This is a genomic window from Nostoc sp. UHCC 0251 (genome assembly GCF_034932245.1).
Classification (GTDB): domain Bacteria; phylum Cyanobacteriota; class Cyanobacteriia; order Cyanobacteriales; family Nostocaceae; genus Nostoc.
Genome location: NZ_JAYGHD010000370.1, coordinates 1 through 17,432, shown reverse-complemented (window position 1 = coordinate 17,432; position 17,432 = coordinate 1). Strand labels below are relative to the sequence as shown.

14 protein-coding genes are annotated in these 17,432 nt (G+C 41.3%); 7 read left to right on the top strand and 7 right to left on the bottom strand.

Annotated elements, in window-relative coordinates; genetic code table 11:
• Window positions 1–316: 316 nt before the first annotated feature.
• Window positions 317–691, bottom strand: coding sequence for a hypothetical protein (locus VB740_RS31285; protein WP_323203718.1), 375 nt, complete (start codon window positions 689–691; stop codon window positions 317–319).
• Between the two features lie 723 nt (window positions 692–1,414).
• Here VB740_RS31285 and VB740_RS31280 point away from each other — a divergent pair.
• Together VB740_RS31280 and VB740_RS31275 are read left to right on the top strand one after the other, a co-directional pair.
• Window positions 1,415–2,692, top strand: a complete 1,278-nt coding sequence (locus VB740_RS31280; protein ID WP_323203717.1) for a type IV pilus twitching motility protein PilT — start codon at window positions 1,415–1,417, stop codon at window positions 2,690–2,692.
• Window positions 2,693–2,917: 225 nt separating this feature from the next.
• Entirely contained in the window at window positions 2,918–3,676 is a 759-nt protein-coding gene (locus VB740_RS31275) for a circadian clock KaiB family protein (protein WP_323203716.1), read from the top strand.
• Window positions 3,677–3,846: 170 nt separating this feature from the next.
• Here VB740_RS31275 and VB740_RS31270 read toward each other — a convergent pair whose 3' ends face one another.
• The 4 genes from VB740_RS31270 to aroF form a co-directional block, all read right to left on the bottom strand.
• Entirely contained in the window at window positions 3,847–4,761 is a 915-nt protein-coding gene (locus VB740_RS31270; protein WP_323203715.1) for a M23 family metallopeptidase, read from the bottom strand.
• Between the two features lie 212 nt (window positions 4,762–4,973).
• A complete protein-coding gene (locus VB740_RS31265; RefSeq protein ID WP_323203714.1) occupies window positions 4,974–5,411 on the bottom strand; it encodes a DUF6918 family protein in 438 nt (145 codons plus the stop codon).
• Window positions 5,412–5,872: 461 nt separating this feature from the next.
• Complete coding sequence (gene nifH, locus VB740_RS31260) at window positions 5,873–6,766, bottom strand: nitrogenase iron protein (protein ID WP_190913711.1); 894 nt, start codon at window positions 6,764–6,766, stop codon at window positions 5,873–5,875.
• 1,268 nt (window positions 6,767–8,034) lie between these two features.
• Window positions 8,035–8,907, bottom strand: a complete 873-nt coding sequence (gene aroF / locus VB740_RS31255) for a 3-deoxy-7-phosphoheptulonate synthase (RefSeq protein WP_323203713.1) — start codon at window positions 8,905–8,907, stop codon at window positions 8,035–8,037.
• Window positions 8,908–9,695: 788 nt separating this feature from the next.
• On the opposite strand from aroF, the gene VB740_RS31250 reads away from it, so the two are divergent.
• The 5 genes from VB740_RS31250 to VB740_RS31230 all read left to right on the top strand — a co-directional run bounded on the left by VB740_RS31250 (window position 9,696) and on the right by VB740_RS31230 (window position 14,556).
• Window positions 9,696–10,190 (top strand): hypothetical protein, encoded by a 495-nt coding sequence (locus tag VB740_RS31250; protein ID WP_323203712.1) that lies wholly within the window; start codon window positions 9,696–9,698, stop codon window positions 10,188–10,190.
• A gap of 170 nt (window positions 10,191–10,360) precedes the next feature.
• Window positions 10,361–11,056: a pentapeptide repeat-containing protein gene (locus VB740_RS31245; RefSeq protein WP_323203711.1), complete on the top strand. Its 696-nt coding sequence runs from the start codon at window positions 10,361–10,363 to the stop codon at window positions 11,054–11,056.
• 278 nt (window positions 11,057–11,334) lie between these two features.
• Window positions 11,335–12,192 carry a DUF72 domain-containing protein gene (locus VB740_RS31240; RefSeq protein WP_323203710.1) on the top strand — a complete coding sequence of 286 codons (858 nt, stop codon included), beginning with the start codon at window positions 11,335–11,337 and terminating at the stop codon, window positions 12,190–12,192.
• A 294-nt stretch (window positions 12,193–12,486) separates the two neighbouring features.
• Complete coding sequence (locus tag VB740_RS31235; RefSeq protein ID WP_323203709.1) at window positions 12,487–12,927, top strand: hypothetical protein; 441 nt, start codon at window positions 12,487–12,489, stop codon at window positions 12,925–12,927.
• 381 nt (window positions 12,928–13,308) lie between these two features.
• On the top strand, window positions 13,309–14,556 hold the full coding sequence (locus VB740_RS31230; RefSeq protein ID WP_323203708.1) for a bifunctional sterol desaturase/short chain dehydrogenase: 1,248 nt from the start codon (window positions 13,309–13,311) through the stop codon (window positions 14,554–14,556).
• A 59-nt stretch (window positions 14,557–14,615) separates the two neighbouring features.
• On the opposite strand, the gene VB740_RS31225 is transcribed toward VB740_RS31230, so the two are convergent.
• Together VB740_RS31225 and VB740_RS31220 are read right to left on the bottom strand one after the other, a co-directional pair.
• Window positions 14,616–15,155, bottom strand: coding sequence for an SH3 domain-containing protein (locus VB740_RS31225; protein ID WP_323203707.1), 540 nt, complete (start codon window positions 15,153–15,155; stop codon window positions 14,616–14,618).
• 283 nt (window positions 15,156–15,438) lie between these two features.
• Window positions 15,439–16,947, bottom strand: coding sequence for a UbiD family decarboxylase (locus VB740_RS31220; RefSeq protein ID WP_323203706.1), 1,509 nt, complete (start codon window positions 16,945–16,947; stop codon window positions 15,439–15,441).
• Window positions 16,948–17,432 lie beyond the last annotated feature (485 nt).

Genomic DNA, 17,432 nt, shown 5'->3' with positions numbered 1-17,432 from the left:
GGGTGCGTTAGGATGAAATCCGTAACGCACCGAATCCCTGGTAATAGTGCGTTACTACGTATCTTTTCAAAAATCAAACCGGATTCCTATATAAGTTAAGTGGGCGGAAATAATTAAAGGTTTGTAGTAAGCGGCTCTAGCGCTGAAAATAAGGCTAGAGCCGCTTACTAAGAGATTATTTAATTTAATTTTACATTGCGTAATATAGTTTAATTTATTCTTGCCCACTTACTTAAAAGGATAAATTAGACAAAAAGCATGAAAAAACCCGGCTTAACCGGGCAGACGCACTGTTTGTCGTATTCACCTGTAATGATTACATTTTAATCTCACAAGTTAACGGGCAAGCAGCATAAACACTAGTCTGCATTTGGTCTGCCTCTCCATGCAGCCAGCTTAACCATTTAACTTCACTAGGATGAACTCCTTTAAGAGTTAGTACACCCGCAGCCAATACAACTGCCATGACATTAAACATTATTAAACCGCCTGCTACAAGCAAAACAGCACTAACAGGCATTACTGATTGTAAAATGATCGACAACAGACATCCCACCGTAGCCATCAAGACAACTAGTGGAAAGCCCACAACCAACAAACAAACTGCCAATGTAAAAGTCCATATTAAAAAGCTTTTAATCATCAACAAGGAGTAGGTCTTTCCTAGATTAGAGCTTTGAGCAGAAACCATGACTTTTCCTCCCAAAAAATACACAACGAATTTTAATTTTCAGCCATTTCTCGCTTTTGACGAGTAAACTGATTTGTTTCTCAGTGAAATTCAGTATATAAAAACTAATCGGGAAAATGAGCATTTATTTACTAAACTTTACAGTTAATTTTTTGTAATTGTGAATATAAAGTCAAGTTTCTATCTATTAAAAAAACAAGCTTTCTTCATCTATCTTCAGGTACATAACTTAAAAGCTATGAGCTTTTAACTTTGATCCCCAAGATATTGCTCCTATTAAGGTTAACATTTCTTATAAAAATCACGAGTGGTTCTCATAATTTATAGATGGGCTGAATAAATGATCTGCTAGTATTTGTGCTGTTAATTGCTGGCAATTCGTTTCCATCTGTAAGATAAATCTCTCATCTTAGGGCTTATAAAATTTATTTTTCACTAAAAGTATCATAGATTACTAAAAAACCTCTGTGTTTTTGCTGAGGGAGTTTGAGTCCTTCCGTGTGTTAAACCAGTTTAGATAAGTTAAATAATTTATCTAAATATTCTGAGTAGTGGAATTGCAGGAAAAAAAGATACAAATTGAGGTGGATGAAATGGACTGACCGTGGTTCTAGAGTTTCAATCGCCTCTCATCACCGCTAGAGCTAGCACACAAGCATTCTCTAAAAGTCATCGAAGCACTTCTCGTTAATTCAACTTTTTAACTACCAAATGTGAAGATATATGACAGAATCACAGTCTCCATTAAATTCTAACTCTGCTGCCGGACGTAACCTGCCACCAATGCCGCCACCACCACCGCCAACCTCTAGTACGCAGCGGCAAATGACGCAAACATTGGATATGTCAATGGATAGGAGCACCAACGCGCCTGTTGCAGGTCATCGTCCGGGTAGTCCACCGCCCATCCCTAGTTCAGCCCGTCCTCAAAACAGCGTTCCACAACTCACTTTAGCGAAGTTAATCAGAGAAGCTTACGATCAAGGATATTCTGACTTGCACTTGGGTGTAGGTGAAGTACCCCGCTTCCGCAGCCGAGGAGAAATTCAATCAACGGATTATCCAGAAACAGATAAAGAAGCTTTTATGAATTGGTTGCGGGAGGTGATGAGTGAGGGGGAAATTCAGCGCTTTGAAGAACATTTAGAATTTGACGGAGCAACTCAATACGACTTTGCTCGTGTGCGGATTAATGTTTTTGGCTCCCTCAAAGGGGCTGCAATGGTGTTGCGGTTGATTCCACTGAAAATTTTAACTATGGAACAGTTGAATTTACCGCCAGTTTTTCGGGATATTTGTCATCACCACAAAGGTTTAATTTTGGTGACTGGGCCCACTGGTTCTGGTAAATCCACCACAATGGCAGCGATGGTTGATTACATCAATAAGGAGATGGCCAAGCATATCATCACCATTGAAGACCCGATAGAATTTGTCCATCAAAGCCGCAAGTCTTTAGTCAAACAGCGGGAAGTGGGAATGCATACCCGCAAATTTGACAACGCTTTGAAAGCAGCTTTGCGGGAAGACCCAGATTTGATTCTGGTGGGTGAAATGCGGGATAAGGAAACAGTCAACACCGCCCTAAAAGCCGCTCAGACTGGTCACTTAGTCATGGGAACCCTGCACACTAATAGCGCTGTCAAAACCATTGAGCGGATTCTCAATCTCTACTCTGGTGACGAACAGGATGCAATGCGGGTGGCAGTTTCTGAGTCTTTAGTGGCAGTAATTGCTCAAGGCTTGTGTCGCACAACTGACGGTAAGCGGGCTGCTTTTCACGATGTCTTGATTAACACTGAGGCTATTAAAGAATGGATCAAAGATGGTAAATATGATGAAATTGGCGAATTGATGAAACAAGCTGGCTTTGACGGCATGATTACGATGAATCAGTCGTTGCTCAATCTTTATCAAGACGGCCGCATAACTGAAGAAACTGCTTTAGAAATGTCACCAACTCCTAATGAAATGGCACAGTTTCTCCGAGGTCGAGTTTAAGGTTGGGTATTGGGGATTGGGGATTGGGGATTGGGCATTGGGCATTGGGCATTGGGCATTGGGCATAGAGAATGGACAAGGGAGAGACTTGTTCAATAATTTCTCCTTGTCCCCTGCTCCCCCTGCCTCCCCTGCCCCCCAAATATTTTTCTGATCCTGGTTGCGGTTATAGCTAAGGTAAAAGGTAAAAGAAAGAATTTTTTACTTTTAGCTTCCCTAACCTCTGTGAATAACTTGACGACAAACAAACTATCTACACCCCAGTTGTTTAAAGGCATCGCGCTATTTACACCTGGAGGAGATTTAATTTACTGTATCGACCCTAGTAAGCAAGGTCGATGGCATTTGCATTTGTGCTCGGCTTTGCAAGAAATCCTAGATTTACCTGAGCCGCCGCACTTTTTAGTGCCTTGTTATACTGCAACTATTGACAACTGGTTAGATCCGCGTACTCAACAAGTGCGAACTTTCGCTGAAGCTTATCCGGCTGTAATTAGACATCAAGCTTTGCTTAATGCCATTTTTGGCACGGGGGAGTTAGTATGGCAAGCAGCTCCTTGGCAGGAGGGGTTGTGCGATCGCATGGTGTTAACAACTTATCGTTCGTCATTCCCGCAGCTTTGGGAGGATCACGATTTAATTGTTCGTCTAGACCTTTCTGAACCTGTGCCAAAATACCACCAACCAGTTATTGTACAAAAAAAAGAAGCAATCACACAAGGCTATGTTCTGCGATTGTTTGTTGCTGGACATAGCAGTACCACCGAACGCATTCTGCAAAATTTACACGAATTGTTGGAGCGATCGCTCGGACATCCTTATACTCTGAAAGTGATTGATGTTTTAAGTCATCCAGAACAAGCAGAACTCAATCAGGTTTCTGCAACTCCTACCCTTGTCAAGGTTTGGCCGCACCCAATTCGGCGAATCGTTGGAGAGTTGGATCATGTAGAAAAGATTTTACAGATGTTAGCTGCTAAGTAAAAATTTTAAGTTTTGTAACTATAACTTTATAAAATGTGCGTAGGTGTAGCCCAACCCAAGCATCACGATTGATAATCGCTACATAAATATACAGCTAATTATGGACTCACTTAGCTAATTGATCAACTCAAGCGATCGCTTGCAGTAGAGTCAAATATTGGATGATAACTTTATGGCAATTTTGTTAAATTATAAAATCGGTCAGAACGTATCTGAGTTCCATTTCGCCAAACTTCCACTTTTTCAGGGCTAACTAAATAATAAAAACTACCATTATCTGCTCGATATCTGTCTTTACCAATATTCAAAGCTGCTATTTTTATAGGCTTACTTGGGTCTTGTTTCAACTGCCCAATGTAAAATAACTCACCATTCTCTTCACAGACTTTTACACGAATGTTTGGAGTTTCACCCTCAATGATCGTAACTCCATTGCATTTAGTACCAGTGCTAACAGGTGCAAAACCTATTGAAATTGCCTGTGAAGGTGAAACTTGTTTTGCAACTGGGGGTGTTGAGACTGGGTGCTTCAAGTTATCGACTTGTTGAACTCTAGAAGGAGAATTAACACTTGCAGTTAAGGATGCAAACAAACGAAGGGGATCAACTGCTATTCGACCATTTGGATGAACTTCAAAGTGCAAATGAGGTGCTGTACTATTACCTGTAGATCCCATCTCAGCAATAATTTGACCTTGAATTACCTGTTGACTTTTGCTCACCAACAAACGGCGATTGTGACCATAAACAGTGATGCTGCCGTCAAGATGTTTAATAGTTATAGCATTGCCTAATCCCCAATCATCCCAACCTGCTTTGATGACTGTACCAGATGCAACAGCAACAATAGGAGTTCCAGATGCCCCTGCAATATCAATTCCTTCATGTTGATATTTGCGGAAGCCTTGAGAAATAAACCCTTGAGTCGGCCAGATTAAGTTAGAAGCAAGAATAGAAGTTTGCCCAATTGGGGAATCGCCTGCTAACTGTGTTAAGGCAGATGTAGTTGTACTTAATACAGTGGTTAAAGATATTAACCCAATTAGCCCATAAGTGCGGTATCGATAAATAGTAACTTTTTTCATAAGTTGAAAGTTTATCAAACAATAATTCAGATAGTTTCTGATTATTTGCTGTTTCAAGCCGACTCGGTAAATATCAGGATAATTTAACGGATATGGTATCTTTAAGCCCCCATGCCCAATATCTTGTACAAGTGTATTATCTGCCCCGTATGCCAGCCACCGAGGCATCGAACGGTGGCATACGTTATGTATTGTGATTTTTCCCTTCAGACTCAGGACTTAGTGTAATTCTCAATTACTTTGGCTAAGTCTGGCACTGCTTCTTCTACGTGCTTTTTAGCTGAACCACGAAGTTTTTCATAGGTTCCTCGCACGATTTGGCGCTTGGCGTTCTTGACTCTAGCATCGGTAACACCCAATAGCGCGTCTGCCGTCTGAGAGCGATTCGCATTCAGGTATCCAATTGGATCGCCTTTCTGTACGCCTTCACTCCAGATAGGATCAAGTGCTGTGAAGCACTGCGGCAGGATCTGCTCAACGACGTAGGGAATATACCCTGGCTTGACCCCCTTGAGGGCAGCGAAGGCAGTTTTCAAAGCGATGCCGCTCATACCTGACTTGGATGCAAGCTGTCCTTCTATCATGTTGCAACAGTCATCTATGACCATAGCCTTTTTGGTCGGGTTCAAAAGTCCGTCACTAAGTCCCATTTAACTCTTCCTTATCTAAGTACTTAATTTCTATTCAACTAATTTTTTTAGCAAGCAGGAAATTACAAAAAATGGTATCAGACTTAGAGGATGTTATAGAGAGATTTGCGGGGACATTACCATACGCATCTTTAAATCATCCTCCTTGGAAACCATGTATTCAACCCAGTAACAGCAAATTTAAATACAGAATTGTAAGTGAATATACGTATAAATTTTTGTGTTGTGTGAATTAAGCTACTAATGTAACAGACAATCTCATGATTGGCCTGCTGGTATTCCAGTTCTTTCGGCTCGAATTAAAGACTTAATTTTCACCCAAAATGAGTTAATTCCATTCAAATCATTAAAAACTTCTATTGTTGTCAGACGATTTCTAATTATTTTATTGCCATAAAATCAAATTTAACCAAAAAAAAAGGTGGGCAAGCAGCCCACCTTAAAACATTATTTAATTGGTACTATTTTACGGGTGCTTGGTTAGCAGTCTTACCAACCAGCATTGCGGTATTTTCGTCGCTTTCAAGAATACCGAATTCAATCAACAATTCTTCTAGTTCTTCCATCTCAATGGGGGTAGGAACAGCGAGTTTGTCGTTGTCGATGATCTTTTTAGCCAGTATCCGATATTCGTTACTTTGATTGCTGTCAGGTGCGTACTCGTTAACAGTCATGCGGCGCAATTCTGCGTGTTGCACAATGTTGTCACGAGGTACGTAGTGAATCATTTGGGTGTTCAAACGTTTTGCCAAGGTTTCGATAAGATCGATTTCCCGGTCAACGTTACGGCTGTTACAAATTAGACCACCCAAGCGCACACCGCCAGTGTGGGCATATTTGAGAACACCACGAGCAATGTTGTTGGCTGCATACATCGCCATCATTTCACCAGAGGTAACGATGTAGATTTCTTGTGCCTTACCTTCACGGATAGGCATAGCAAAACCACCGCACACAACGTCACCCAAAACGTCGTAACTTACAAAATCAACATCTTTGTAAGCACCGTTTTCTTCTAAGAAGTTGATAGCGGTGATAATACCACGACCAGCGCAACCCACGCCAGGCTCAGGACCACCAGACTCCACACAACGTACATCGCGGAAACCGGTCAGCATTACTTCTTCAAGTTCAATATCTTCTACAGCGCCGCGTTCAGCAGCCAATTGAAGAACGCTTGTTTGAGCTTTACTGTGTAGCATCAAACGTGTAGAGTCAGCTTTAGGATCGCAACCAACAATTAAAATGCGTTGACCCATTTCAGCCATAGCTGCAAGGGTGTTTTGAGAGGTGGTAGATTTACCAATACCGCCTTTACCATAGAAAGCTATTTGTCTAATCTTTTCGTCAGTCATGGTTGTGTTTCCTACAATGATTTAGTTGATGGGTCGTAAGCTTGATGTAGTTGTCTACCCTTGGTGTCATAGGGAAGTAAAGCCTATTTGCGCTAGGCATTGTAAGCTGGCAAAAACATTTAAAATCAGAACATATTTACCCACGAAGCGATAGCTTAAGAGATAGAGAAATCTCTATTTCCTAATAACGAAGCCTTTAAAATTTTGACTTCAGCATTGTCAGTTGTTGTAACAGAATCCCAAATGGTTGCTCAAGCCTGAAGAGTGGTTGCAGCAGGAATTCAAATGAACGCAGATTTGTTCCCTGAACCACACAACCAACCAAATTGCAATCCACTCTAAATGGTTGCTGCGACTTTTCTGATTTTGCTGATGTCAAGTCGCCAAGAACTTCTATAGCGCTGCTCGTTTCGTGATTGATGCAGCAGGATAAGTTCTAGCTACAGGTGCAGTAATATGGCTGCATAGGCAACCTCTAACACTCTGGCTGAGACAATATCTTGGTAACTTCTGACAGTATGGTTAAATTCCTAAAAATTGTGGAACGACACCATTCTGCTTGAAGTTTTCGTTCCAAAAGCCAGCAACTGCTTCAACTTAATTCGCGGTTGAAAATGTTTGCTCCCGCAAGAATAAGTTCGTAAATATTCTGTATTTCTATTGATTTGTCAGGCTGTACTAAGAGTCTTTCTTCCCAGACTCCAAGAGTAATTGCCTTTGGCGGGTAATGCTCTAGCTAGGTTAGCCAACTCTTATTGGCTCATACCCAGATAAATTTCGATTGACTTCAAGTTGTTACAAAGGCTACTATCCCACTCAATCTAGTTTTAGATTTTTGTTACAAAAAGATGTAGCGAAGTGAAGTGGACTTACCAGAGCAAAAAAAACTTTATTGAGCTTGCCTCAAAGTTTCTTGAAGTCTTTTTGTGCTTTTACTTTTTTGATTCCTATAAAAACCATAACATACATCTCACTAATTTATTTGCCGAATCTCAAATTATTTATCTGTTTGTTAGAACATTATCCTTAGGATCTTTAATAGCTATAAGTTATGAGTTAATAGGTTGCCAGTTAGTCAAATTATTTATCATAGCCAATTTGTGCAGTTAGATACTTTCGATGATTTTGTAAAAGTATTTAAAACTAATGTTTTACAACGAATCTGATAACAAATGGAATAACCTTAAGCAATAAGTTTATTTTACGAAGGCGATCGCTTATATCTTTTGACTAAGACATTTAAGCGATGCCTACGTCTCAACTGAAATTTAAGCAGCCCAAAAAATCGGGGCAGGTGACAAACCCGCCCCGATCGCTTCTGATATACTGCGCCCAACAGCTGTTGCTACAGGCTTTAAACTATCAACTAAATGCACCATATCTTCTAAAGAAAGTGCTTGACGGGCATCAGAAACAGATTTTTCTGGTTCTGGGTGACATTCAATAATTAATCCATCTGCACCGCAAGCGATCGCAGCCCTAGCTACAGGTGCTACTAACTCCCGTTTACCGACGGCATGGGAAGGATCTACAATTACAGGCAAGTGAGTTATTTGCTTGAGCGCTGCCACTGCCCCTAAATCTAGGACATTGCGCGTGTAATCATCGAAGCTGCGGATACCTCTTTCGCACAACACCACATCAGGATTCCCGTGACTGAGAATATATTCAGCAGCCATGACAAATTCTTCAATTGTTGCTGCTAATCCACGCTTAAGCAGTATTGGTTTACCAGCTTGTCCCAAAGCTTTGAGCAAGTCGAAGTTTTGCATATTGCGACTACCAACTTGCAGCATATCAGCGTGAGCAGCAACTACTTCAATTTGAGAAATTGACATTACCTCGGTGACAACTGGCATATTGTAATGCGATCGCACCCTCGCCAAAATCTCCAATCCTGACTCACCCATACCCTGGAAGGCGTAGGGAGATGTGCGGGGTTTGTAGACACCGCCACGCAACCCCTGCACCGATGCAGTAGATAGCTTTTGGGCGACTATCTCCATTTGTTCTAAGCTTTCAACAGTGCAGGGGCCGCCGATAATTACCAGTTCTTCGCCCCCGAAAGCAACTTTTTTTGAGATTTTAACAATTGTCTGGTGGTTCTGATGGGATTGTGCGGCGAGTTTGGCGTTAATCATGGTTCCATTCTCCTAAAAATTAAGTATTGGGCACTATTTGCGATAACAAAAAAGCCCGGAACCTTTGAAAAGTTCCGGGCGCGTTCTGATTCATCGACATGACGCTACTTACCCGGAACTTACTCTGGGCCAAAAGTAAAAGCCATAAAACCAGCTACTGAAATAAGTCATGACGATGAAATTCTCCTTAAAAAAACAAAAACCGCAGAGTTGGCTCTGCGGTTCACCGGGCGGTTTCCATTAGGAAACTCTATTCACCCCCGGTGAACCACCCTAAACCAAAAATAAAAGTAGGAATTTGTGTTAAGCATTTGCGAGGCTTTTGCTAGAAAACTTAAAGAATATAGCTATTTAAGGTAACATTAACAGGAAGACTAGGCGGTGTCAAGACCCCCCACAAACCATCAAAAAAGCGATAGACTCAGTACAACTGTGGGAGTCAAGACTATTCAGAGGGTGTAGGGGGTAGGGTGTAGGGAACCCACGTTTAAAAACGTGAGATTGAAGCAATGACGCAATGCAAATTGCGCTTCGCGTCTCAATACAATTCTTTTTTTAAACTGAGCTTTAGACCCAGAACTAAAGTTTTTTATTTCTATACCCCACACCCTAAACCCCACACCCCACACCCTTTTCTTTGTAACCAGGATTGAGAAGTTAAAAAAAATCTCCTGACTTGTCACCTCACCTTGCGAAAGCTTATTGCAGATAATTGACAATCGCCATACATTATTCTTACCCAAGTCCTCATTAACCAGATCAACTTTTTAGGATCATTCAGTTTCATTATGCCCAGTCCCAAAATCTTAGCCCAATCTTTCGACTATTATGGAGTTTACCCCTGCCCAGTCTGTCGGATAGGTAAGATTTCTCACATGCCATTGATGGAAGCTATGGCTTGTGACTTTTGTCAAGAGATTTTTACAGTCAACTTAGAACTACAGCAAATCAAAATGCCTTCTAGGCAACCACCTTTAATTTGGCGTTGGAATGGGTTTGGTTGGGCAGAAGGCCAGTTGGAAGGTGTGGAATTAGGTTGGGGTTACGGACTAGCAGCAGCGATTTTTGTAATTCTTCCCACTAGTCTAATTGGCATAGTAGCTTACTATTTTCCTGCTAATCTCAAGGAACCCATTACCTGGACGCCATATATTTGGACGATATTAACTTTCTTCTCACATTTATCAATTATTGTTTGGATTGTGGTTGAAATTTATCAGATTCCAGTTACAGCATATTTGAGAGCGATCGCTCGATGGAGAAATGGGGAGATGGGGAGATGAGGAGGAAGGAGCAGGGGGAGCAGGGGGAGCAGGGGAGGCAGGGGGAGATGAGGGAGAACAATATAATAACCAATGCCCAATGCCCAATGCCCCATAATCAATAACAAATGATGCAGCGAACAAATGGCTCCATCACTCATAATTAAGTTGATTGTCCACCAAAATATCGTATGAGCGATCTGGAGCACTACTATAGAGTTTTGGAATTAGAGCCTGGGGCGACACTTGACGAAGTGAACCAGGCTTACAAAGATTTAGTCTTTGTTTGGCATCCCGATCGCATTCCTAAAGACAATCTCCGTTTACAGCAGAAAGCACAAGACAAGCTGAAAGCCATAAATGAAGCTCGTGAAAAATTGCGCTCTTTAAAAACCAAACATCAAACCACACATCACTCACCACCACCTAAACAGGAAAAACCATCTCAAACCACATCATATTACTCAACGCCACCTAAACAGGAAAAACCATCTCAGACAACCCAGAAACCACCAAAGCAAAATTCAGATTTGAGTGGTAAAGATTACAGTCGAGCAAATTTGAGCAATAAAGACTTATCTGGTAGAAATCTGAGTTATGCCAATTTGAGTGGTGCTAATCTCAGCGATACTTTTATGCACAAAGTCAACCTCAGAGGTGCAAATTTATCTGAAGCAAATTTATTTCGGGCAAACCTGCTTTTAGCGGATCTTAGGGAGGCGAATTTACGCGCTGCTAATTTGATTGGAGCGGATCTCAGTGGGGCCGACTTGCGAGGAGCCGACTTAACAGGAGCGCGGATTCGCTCTGGTGAACGCCTTTTGGTTAAATTAGTTGGTACTAACTTAGCAGGGGCAATTATGCCTGATGGTTCTATTTATCAATGATTTATCTCATGTAGAGACGCGATTTATCGCGTCTAAAAAACTGACACGTTAGAGAGACAAGGGTAAATCGCCGTCAAGACAAAGAATGGACTCGTCAATTATTCCTTGACATACTACTATTTCCGACTTGTGTGTACACCGTAGCTCCCAAAAGGAGAGAGGTTTAGAAAGAAAAGAGGTCAAAATGTATTGCTTCCATTCGAGAAGCGCTATAGTCTCATCCATCCCTACAATCTGCTTGTAAAATTAAATGTGATACATCTAGGCTTTTAGGCACTGTGGACTTTTTTATTGGTTGTGCTGTTTGGGCATATAAAGGTTGGGTGGGCGAACTCTATCCCCAAGGTACTCGCACTGCCGATTTTCTCCACCTCTACAGTCGTCGCTTCACCACTGTAGAAGGTAACACCACCTTTTATGCCGTGCCTAACCAAGAAACTGTAACCCGTTGGGCTGCCGAAACACCAGCAGGTTTTGAATTTTGTCTAAAATTACCGCGAGATATTACCCATCAAGGATTGTTGAAACCTTATATTCCGGCTGCATTAAAATTTCTGGAAGGGATGCGCCCTTTAGGTAAACGTCTTGGCCCGATATTTGCCCAGTTACCACCTAGTTATGCACCTGCATTGCTTGACGATTTGACCAACTTTCTGGAAGCTTGGCCACGTACAGAAGCACCCCTAGCGTTGGAAGTTCGGCATCCCGACTGGTTCAAGGAACCCCATGCTAGCAATTTGACGGCGCTTTTAGAAAAGCTAGGTGTGGGACGGGTATTGTTAGACTCACGCCCTATTTATACTGGAGATGATGACCCCCAGTTGCAATCGGAACGACGTAAACCCAAATTACCGTTGCAATTAAGTGTGACAGCACCTTTTACTCTGATTCGGTTTATTTCTCATCCAGATTTAACAGTGAATCAGCCGTTCATGGAAGAGTGGGTGAGGCAGATTCAGCAATGGTTGCAGATGGGAGTGCGAATTTATTTCTTTGTCCATTGTCCAATAGAAGCGCGATCGCCCAGCACTGCCCGTCACTTCCAACAGCTATTAGAACAGAGTGATACACCAGTTCCACCCCTACCTTGGAATAACCTTGAACATCCTCCTACTCAACTCAGTCTATGGTCTTGAAAGGCAGGACACAAGAGCAGGGAAGTAGTCCCACAGAATGAGATTTCTAATTTTTTAACTTTTACAAAATATCTAATGTTTAGTAATTAAAAAAAGAGTGATAATTAGTGTTACGATACTTTTTTGTTAAAGCTATTCCTTTTTGCTTGACAAAAAGGGTAATAGCCCTATTTATTAAATGGCGATGAGGGTTTAGGCGATACATTAATATATTTAACAGAAAAGTATTGATTTTTTAATGTGAATGCGATTTAAGCGATTTTTTTGAGAGCAGTTACACCAAAGGAGGTTGAGATGAGTCGTCTTCTTTATGAAAGTTCAGTCTCATACAAAGGATATCTCATCATTCCATTTGTTTTTGGAAAACTTGATAATTACGAGATTTATTCGTATAAATTGCTATCTGAGATTGGAAACAGAAGCCAATTTCATAAAGCAGAAAACCCAGCAGGAATCTATGGAAGTAGCGTTAGTAACATCGTTGATATTGCTAAAGAAAATATTGATCAAAACTCAGAGTTTGTTAGCCGAGGCGATAGTTTTAAGTCTCGCTACATTTACCGAAACAATTTGATAATTATTTTCCAAGAAGGTGATAAATGTTTTTATAACCATTATCCACCAGAGTTATTGAATAATATTGCAGCTCCAAAATTATTCAAATCCAAATATGAATGTCTGAGTTGGATTAAGCAAGGGCTTAGTGGGCAACATCTGCGGCAAAGAGCTATTTGAAGAAGACACGAGTTAGTCGTTAAAACAAGCTTAATTCTGGTTTTAAGAACTAACTTCTGTATCTTACTAAGTTAAAATCTGCTATGGATTTTCCGTTTGTGCTAAAAGCAGCACGAGCCGAAGTTATTTGCTTCACACGTTGAAAATTAAGTATTTATGCTGCTGCGATCGCTATCTCAATTGCAGTTGCTCACCTGGGATATTATAGCTAAATACGAACGGTTGGTAGTATGAGCGATCGGGAGGCATTGAATATTGCTTTCTCCTACTCCCTTTACTCCCCATTCCCTATTCCCTTTGATTTTTATTTGCTCTAGACTCGACCTTAACGCACCTTTATAAGATCATGAAGAATGATTAAGAAAAAGAGTATAGAGAAATATGATAAAAATGCTAGCTGAAAACTTGATTGGAATTGAAGCAAAATTACAAATTAATTGGGTTTGGCTAAATGCCAGCTTACAGTTTGCTAGTTGGGCACTCTTCTCACTTTTACTCGCTGAAGTCTTGAGAGACAGCTACCATGCTTTGTGTCACCAAGTCAATTGGCTTGCTAAATGGCACAACAAGCACCACATGGCCTATCGCCGCGATTTATCGATAGTTTCTCTGAAAATTTACCAAGAATCTCAACTCTATCACGACATTTTAGAGTCGAGTTTACTGCTGGTAGTCTTGGTAGCCGTTACCTTAATTGTCCAGCAAATGGGGTTATGGTTAGGAGTAGCTTATGGTTGCACCTTCTTGTATGGCGCGTCTATACGATATTTCCAGGGAAAAATTGATACAGACTACAACCACTTACCCGGCCCTTTAGAGACAATACCATCCATTTGGTGGGTGAATCGAACTTATCATTGGCGGCATCATTTTGATGATGTCAACGCTTACTATAGTGGTGTCTTTCCTCTAGTGGATAAAATTCTTGGTACAGGACTGTCTCTCAAGGGTAAAACTATCGCTTTAACCGGAGCATCAGGAGCGTTGGGACAAGCGCTAACGGCTGAACTTGTAAAGAATAATGCTAAAGTCGTCGCATTAACCACCAATCCAGAAAAATTAGTAGAGCAAGTTGGGGTGAAGGTGGTTCCTTGGCAGTTGGGTAACGAAGCCGAACTGAGGAATAGTTTAGAGAAAGTAGATATTTTAATTATCAACCACGGAATCAATGTCTACGGCAGCCGTACACCGGAGGCTATCAACTCTTCTTATGAAGTGAATACCTTTTCAGCATTGCGGTTGATGGATATATTTTTGACAACTGTAACAGGCCCACAAGCAAAAGCAACCAAGGAAATCTGGGTAAACACTTCTGAGGCTGAAGTTTCTCCAGCGCTGAGTCCGCTTTATGAACTTAGCAAAAGAGCGCTAGGAGATATTGTCACCCTCAAGCGTTTGGATGGGGATTGTGTAATTCGCAAGTTAATTCTTGGCCCATTTAAGAGTCAACTCAATCCCTATGGGGTAATGTCTGCACAGCAAGTTGCTCGTGCTATCTTATTTTTGGCACGGCGAGACTTCCGAAATATTATTGTGGCAATAAATCCTCTCACCTATCTGCTGTTTCCCTTAAAGGAAACTAGTACGTGGCTATACTATCGGCTTTTTAGCCGGAAAGCAAAAAGTTAATAATTTCCAGGCGATAAACCAGTTCCTACTTCAAGCAGGGAGGTGTTTGGGGTAGGATTTTAAGAACAACTAGTAAGGGCTGCGCCACATTGATCTTCCCTTGTCAACCAACCTTTAACATCTTGATATTCTACCTGCGCCCAATCTCCCTGACAGCCTAACAATTTGACAGCCGTATTAGCAGGAATTATTCCCAATTTTTGGCTTTGTTGATTGGTACTAGTGTATAAATCCACGCCATTAGTACCATAGCCTCGCGTTGTTAAACCTAATTTTGACACGAATACCCATCCAGTTCCTTGAAAACCATCACTAGCATTAGTAATCTGCACCCAATCTTCAGCAGCACCAATAACCTGAACTGTTTCGTTGATAGGTATTTGCCCTAGAATTGTCTGATTTGTACTTGCACCACTCCGCACATTTAAACCTTGTGGATCTGTATCAGTGACGTAGGCAAAAAGATCGCACTTTTGTGGATTAGTTGATTTCGCTAAAGCTATTTGATGAGTTATACCTGTATTGACCATCAGGCTAATACAACTGAATGCCAATCCTATTACTAACTTTGATGCTGGAGTTTTCACTTTTTTTGTCATAATTTGCTCAAGTTTTTTGCCTCAATACTTAAGATTTGAGTCTTAGTTTTATCTCATAATCTACTCGAAAAAATTAATGTTTAGAATTATAAAAATAAGAAAATATGAATCTATTTAAAACTTATAAAAACTTACTTTTTAGATAGATAATTTGATGATTCAAGTTATATTTATATCAGGCTATGTTTTCCAGCTTTTTTATTAAACTGTGGATAAATTTGACTGATAAAAATCAGTTAAGCTGATAGTCAGCACAGATTTTTACCAGTTTCCATCTAACACGTTACCTCATATCGTAACCAAACAAATTTGGGTCTACCTCTCCCAACTGCAACTCTGCTAAACCATATTCCGCCCATCGTCTCTCTACCATTGCCGCCACATCTGGATCAGATTCCAAAGGTGAACCCCATTCATGGTCTGTTTCCGGCGGAATCTTTGTAGTCGCATCAATTCCCATGCGTCCACCTAAGCCAATCTTTTCACTGGCAAAATCCAACGTATCAAAAGGCGTATTTGGCAAAATAAAGACATCCCGCACTGGGTCAACTTTAGAACTAATCGCCCACACAACTTGACGCGGATCGCGAATATTTATGTCCTTATCCACCACAATTACAAATTTTGTGTATGTAAATTGTGGCAAAGCACTCCAAAACGCCAAAGCTGCCCGTCGCGCTTGTCCCGGATATGCTTTATCAATGGAAATGATCGCTGCTTTGTAACTCAAAGCTTCCATTGGTAGGAAGAAATCGACAATTTCTGATACTTGTTGCCGCAGTATAGGAGTATAAATGCGATTTAGTGCGATCGCCATCATCGCTTCTTCTTTGGGTGGACGACCGCTAAATGTTGTTAAGTAAATCGGATTTTTCCGGTGTGTCATACACTCAAAGCGTACCAACGGCGAATCTTCCACGCCGCCGTAATAACCCATGTGGTCGCCAAAGGGCCCATCTGGCAAGACTTCTCCTGGTGTAATCGTTCCTTCCAAAACAAATTCGGAATCTGCGGGAACTTCTAAATCGACGGTTTTACATTTCGCCAACTGCACACCAGAACCACCGTACAGTCCAGCAAACAACCATTCTGATAAATCTACAGGTATGGGTGTAGCAGCTGCCATAATAATTAGAGGATCTACACCAAGTGCGATCGCAACTTCTAATTTCTTCCCACGTTCGGCCGCTTTTCGCAAATGCCTCGCCCCACCCCGCACCGATAACCAGTGAACCGTCATCGTATTCTTGGATTGTAGTTGCAAGCGATACACACCTACATTTGGCGTACCTGTCTCACAATCTTTGGTGATTACCAATCCTAGTGTGATAATCTTGCCAGCATCACCAATATAAGGACGTATCAAAGGCAACTTGTTTAAATCTAAATCATTACCTTGAAGTACAACTTGCTGACAAGCAGGGAAAAAGTCTCGCCCTGGTTTCGCCTTCACCACATCAAACAGCACTTTCCCAAAATCTATCGCCTGGGAAATCTTCTTCGGTGGTTTTGGCTGTTGCAGCATACTGAGTTTTTTCCCCAGAGTTTCCAACTCCTCTGGATGCTGCATATTCATTGCCCAGCAAATCCTTTCCACAGTTCCCATCAAATTCACTGCCACAGGGAAGGAAGCGCCTTTGACGTTTTCAAACAACAACCCTGGGCCACCTTTTTGCAGCATCCGGTTGGAAATCTCAGCAATTTCTAATTCTGGGTCAACTAAAGCTGAAATTCGCCGTAATTGTCCCTTTTCTTCCAAAATTTTAATGAATCCCCGCAAGTCTCTCGCCATTGTTCTAATTAAGCTGATTATTTAAGAAGTGTGAAGCGCTCTCTTATATTATGGGGCATTGGGCATTGGGCATTGGGCATTGAGAATTGGTTATTATTATTGTTCTCCCCCTGCTTCCCCTGCTCCCCCTGCCTCCCCTGCTCCCTCTTCTCCTCATCTGCCAATTCGGAAAATTGTTGGTTTTAATTGGAAATTAACCTATTTAACAACTTTTCTTAACTGTGTTTTCCAAAGAATTTAGTTATTGTATCTAGGGATACGCAATTATTTTTTAGAAATAAGCGCTAACCTAATCAAACATGGCCAGAATATACTATACCTTCCTGGCAGGCGGCTTTGTTATATGTCCCCTGCCGGGTTTATTTGTTGCAAGCTTCAATCTGATTCCTGAATTCTGATATGAATTTAATTAATGATTGCAACACATCCTTTGGGTAAAGACGCGATTCATCGCGTCTCTACAAATGGTCTATTTGTCGCATTCT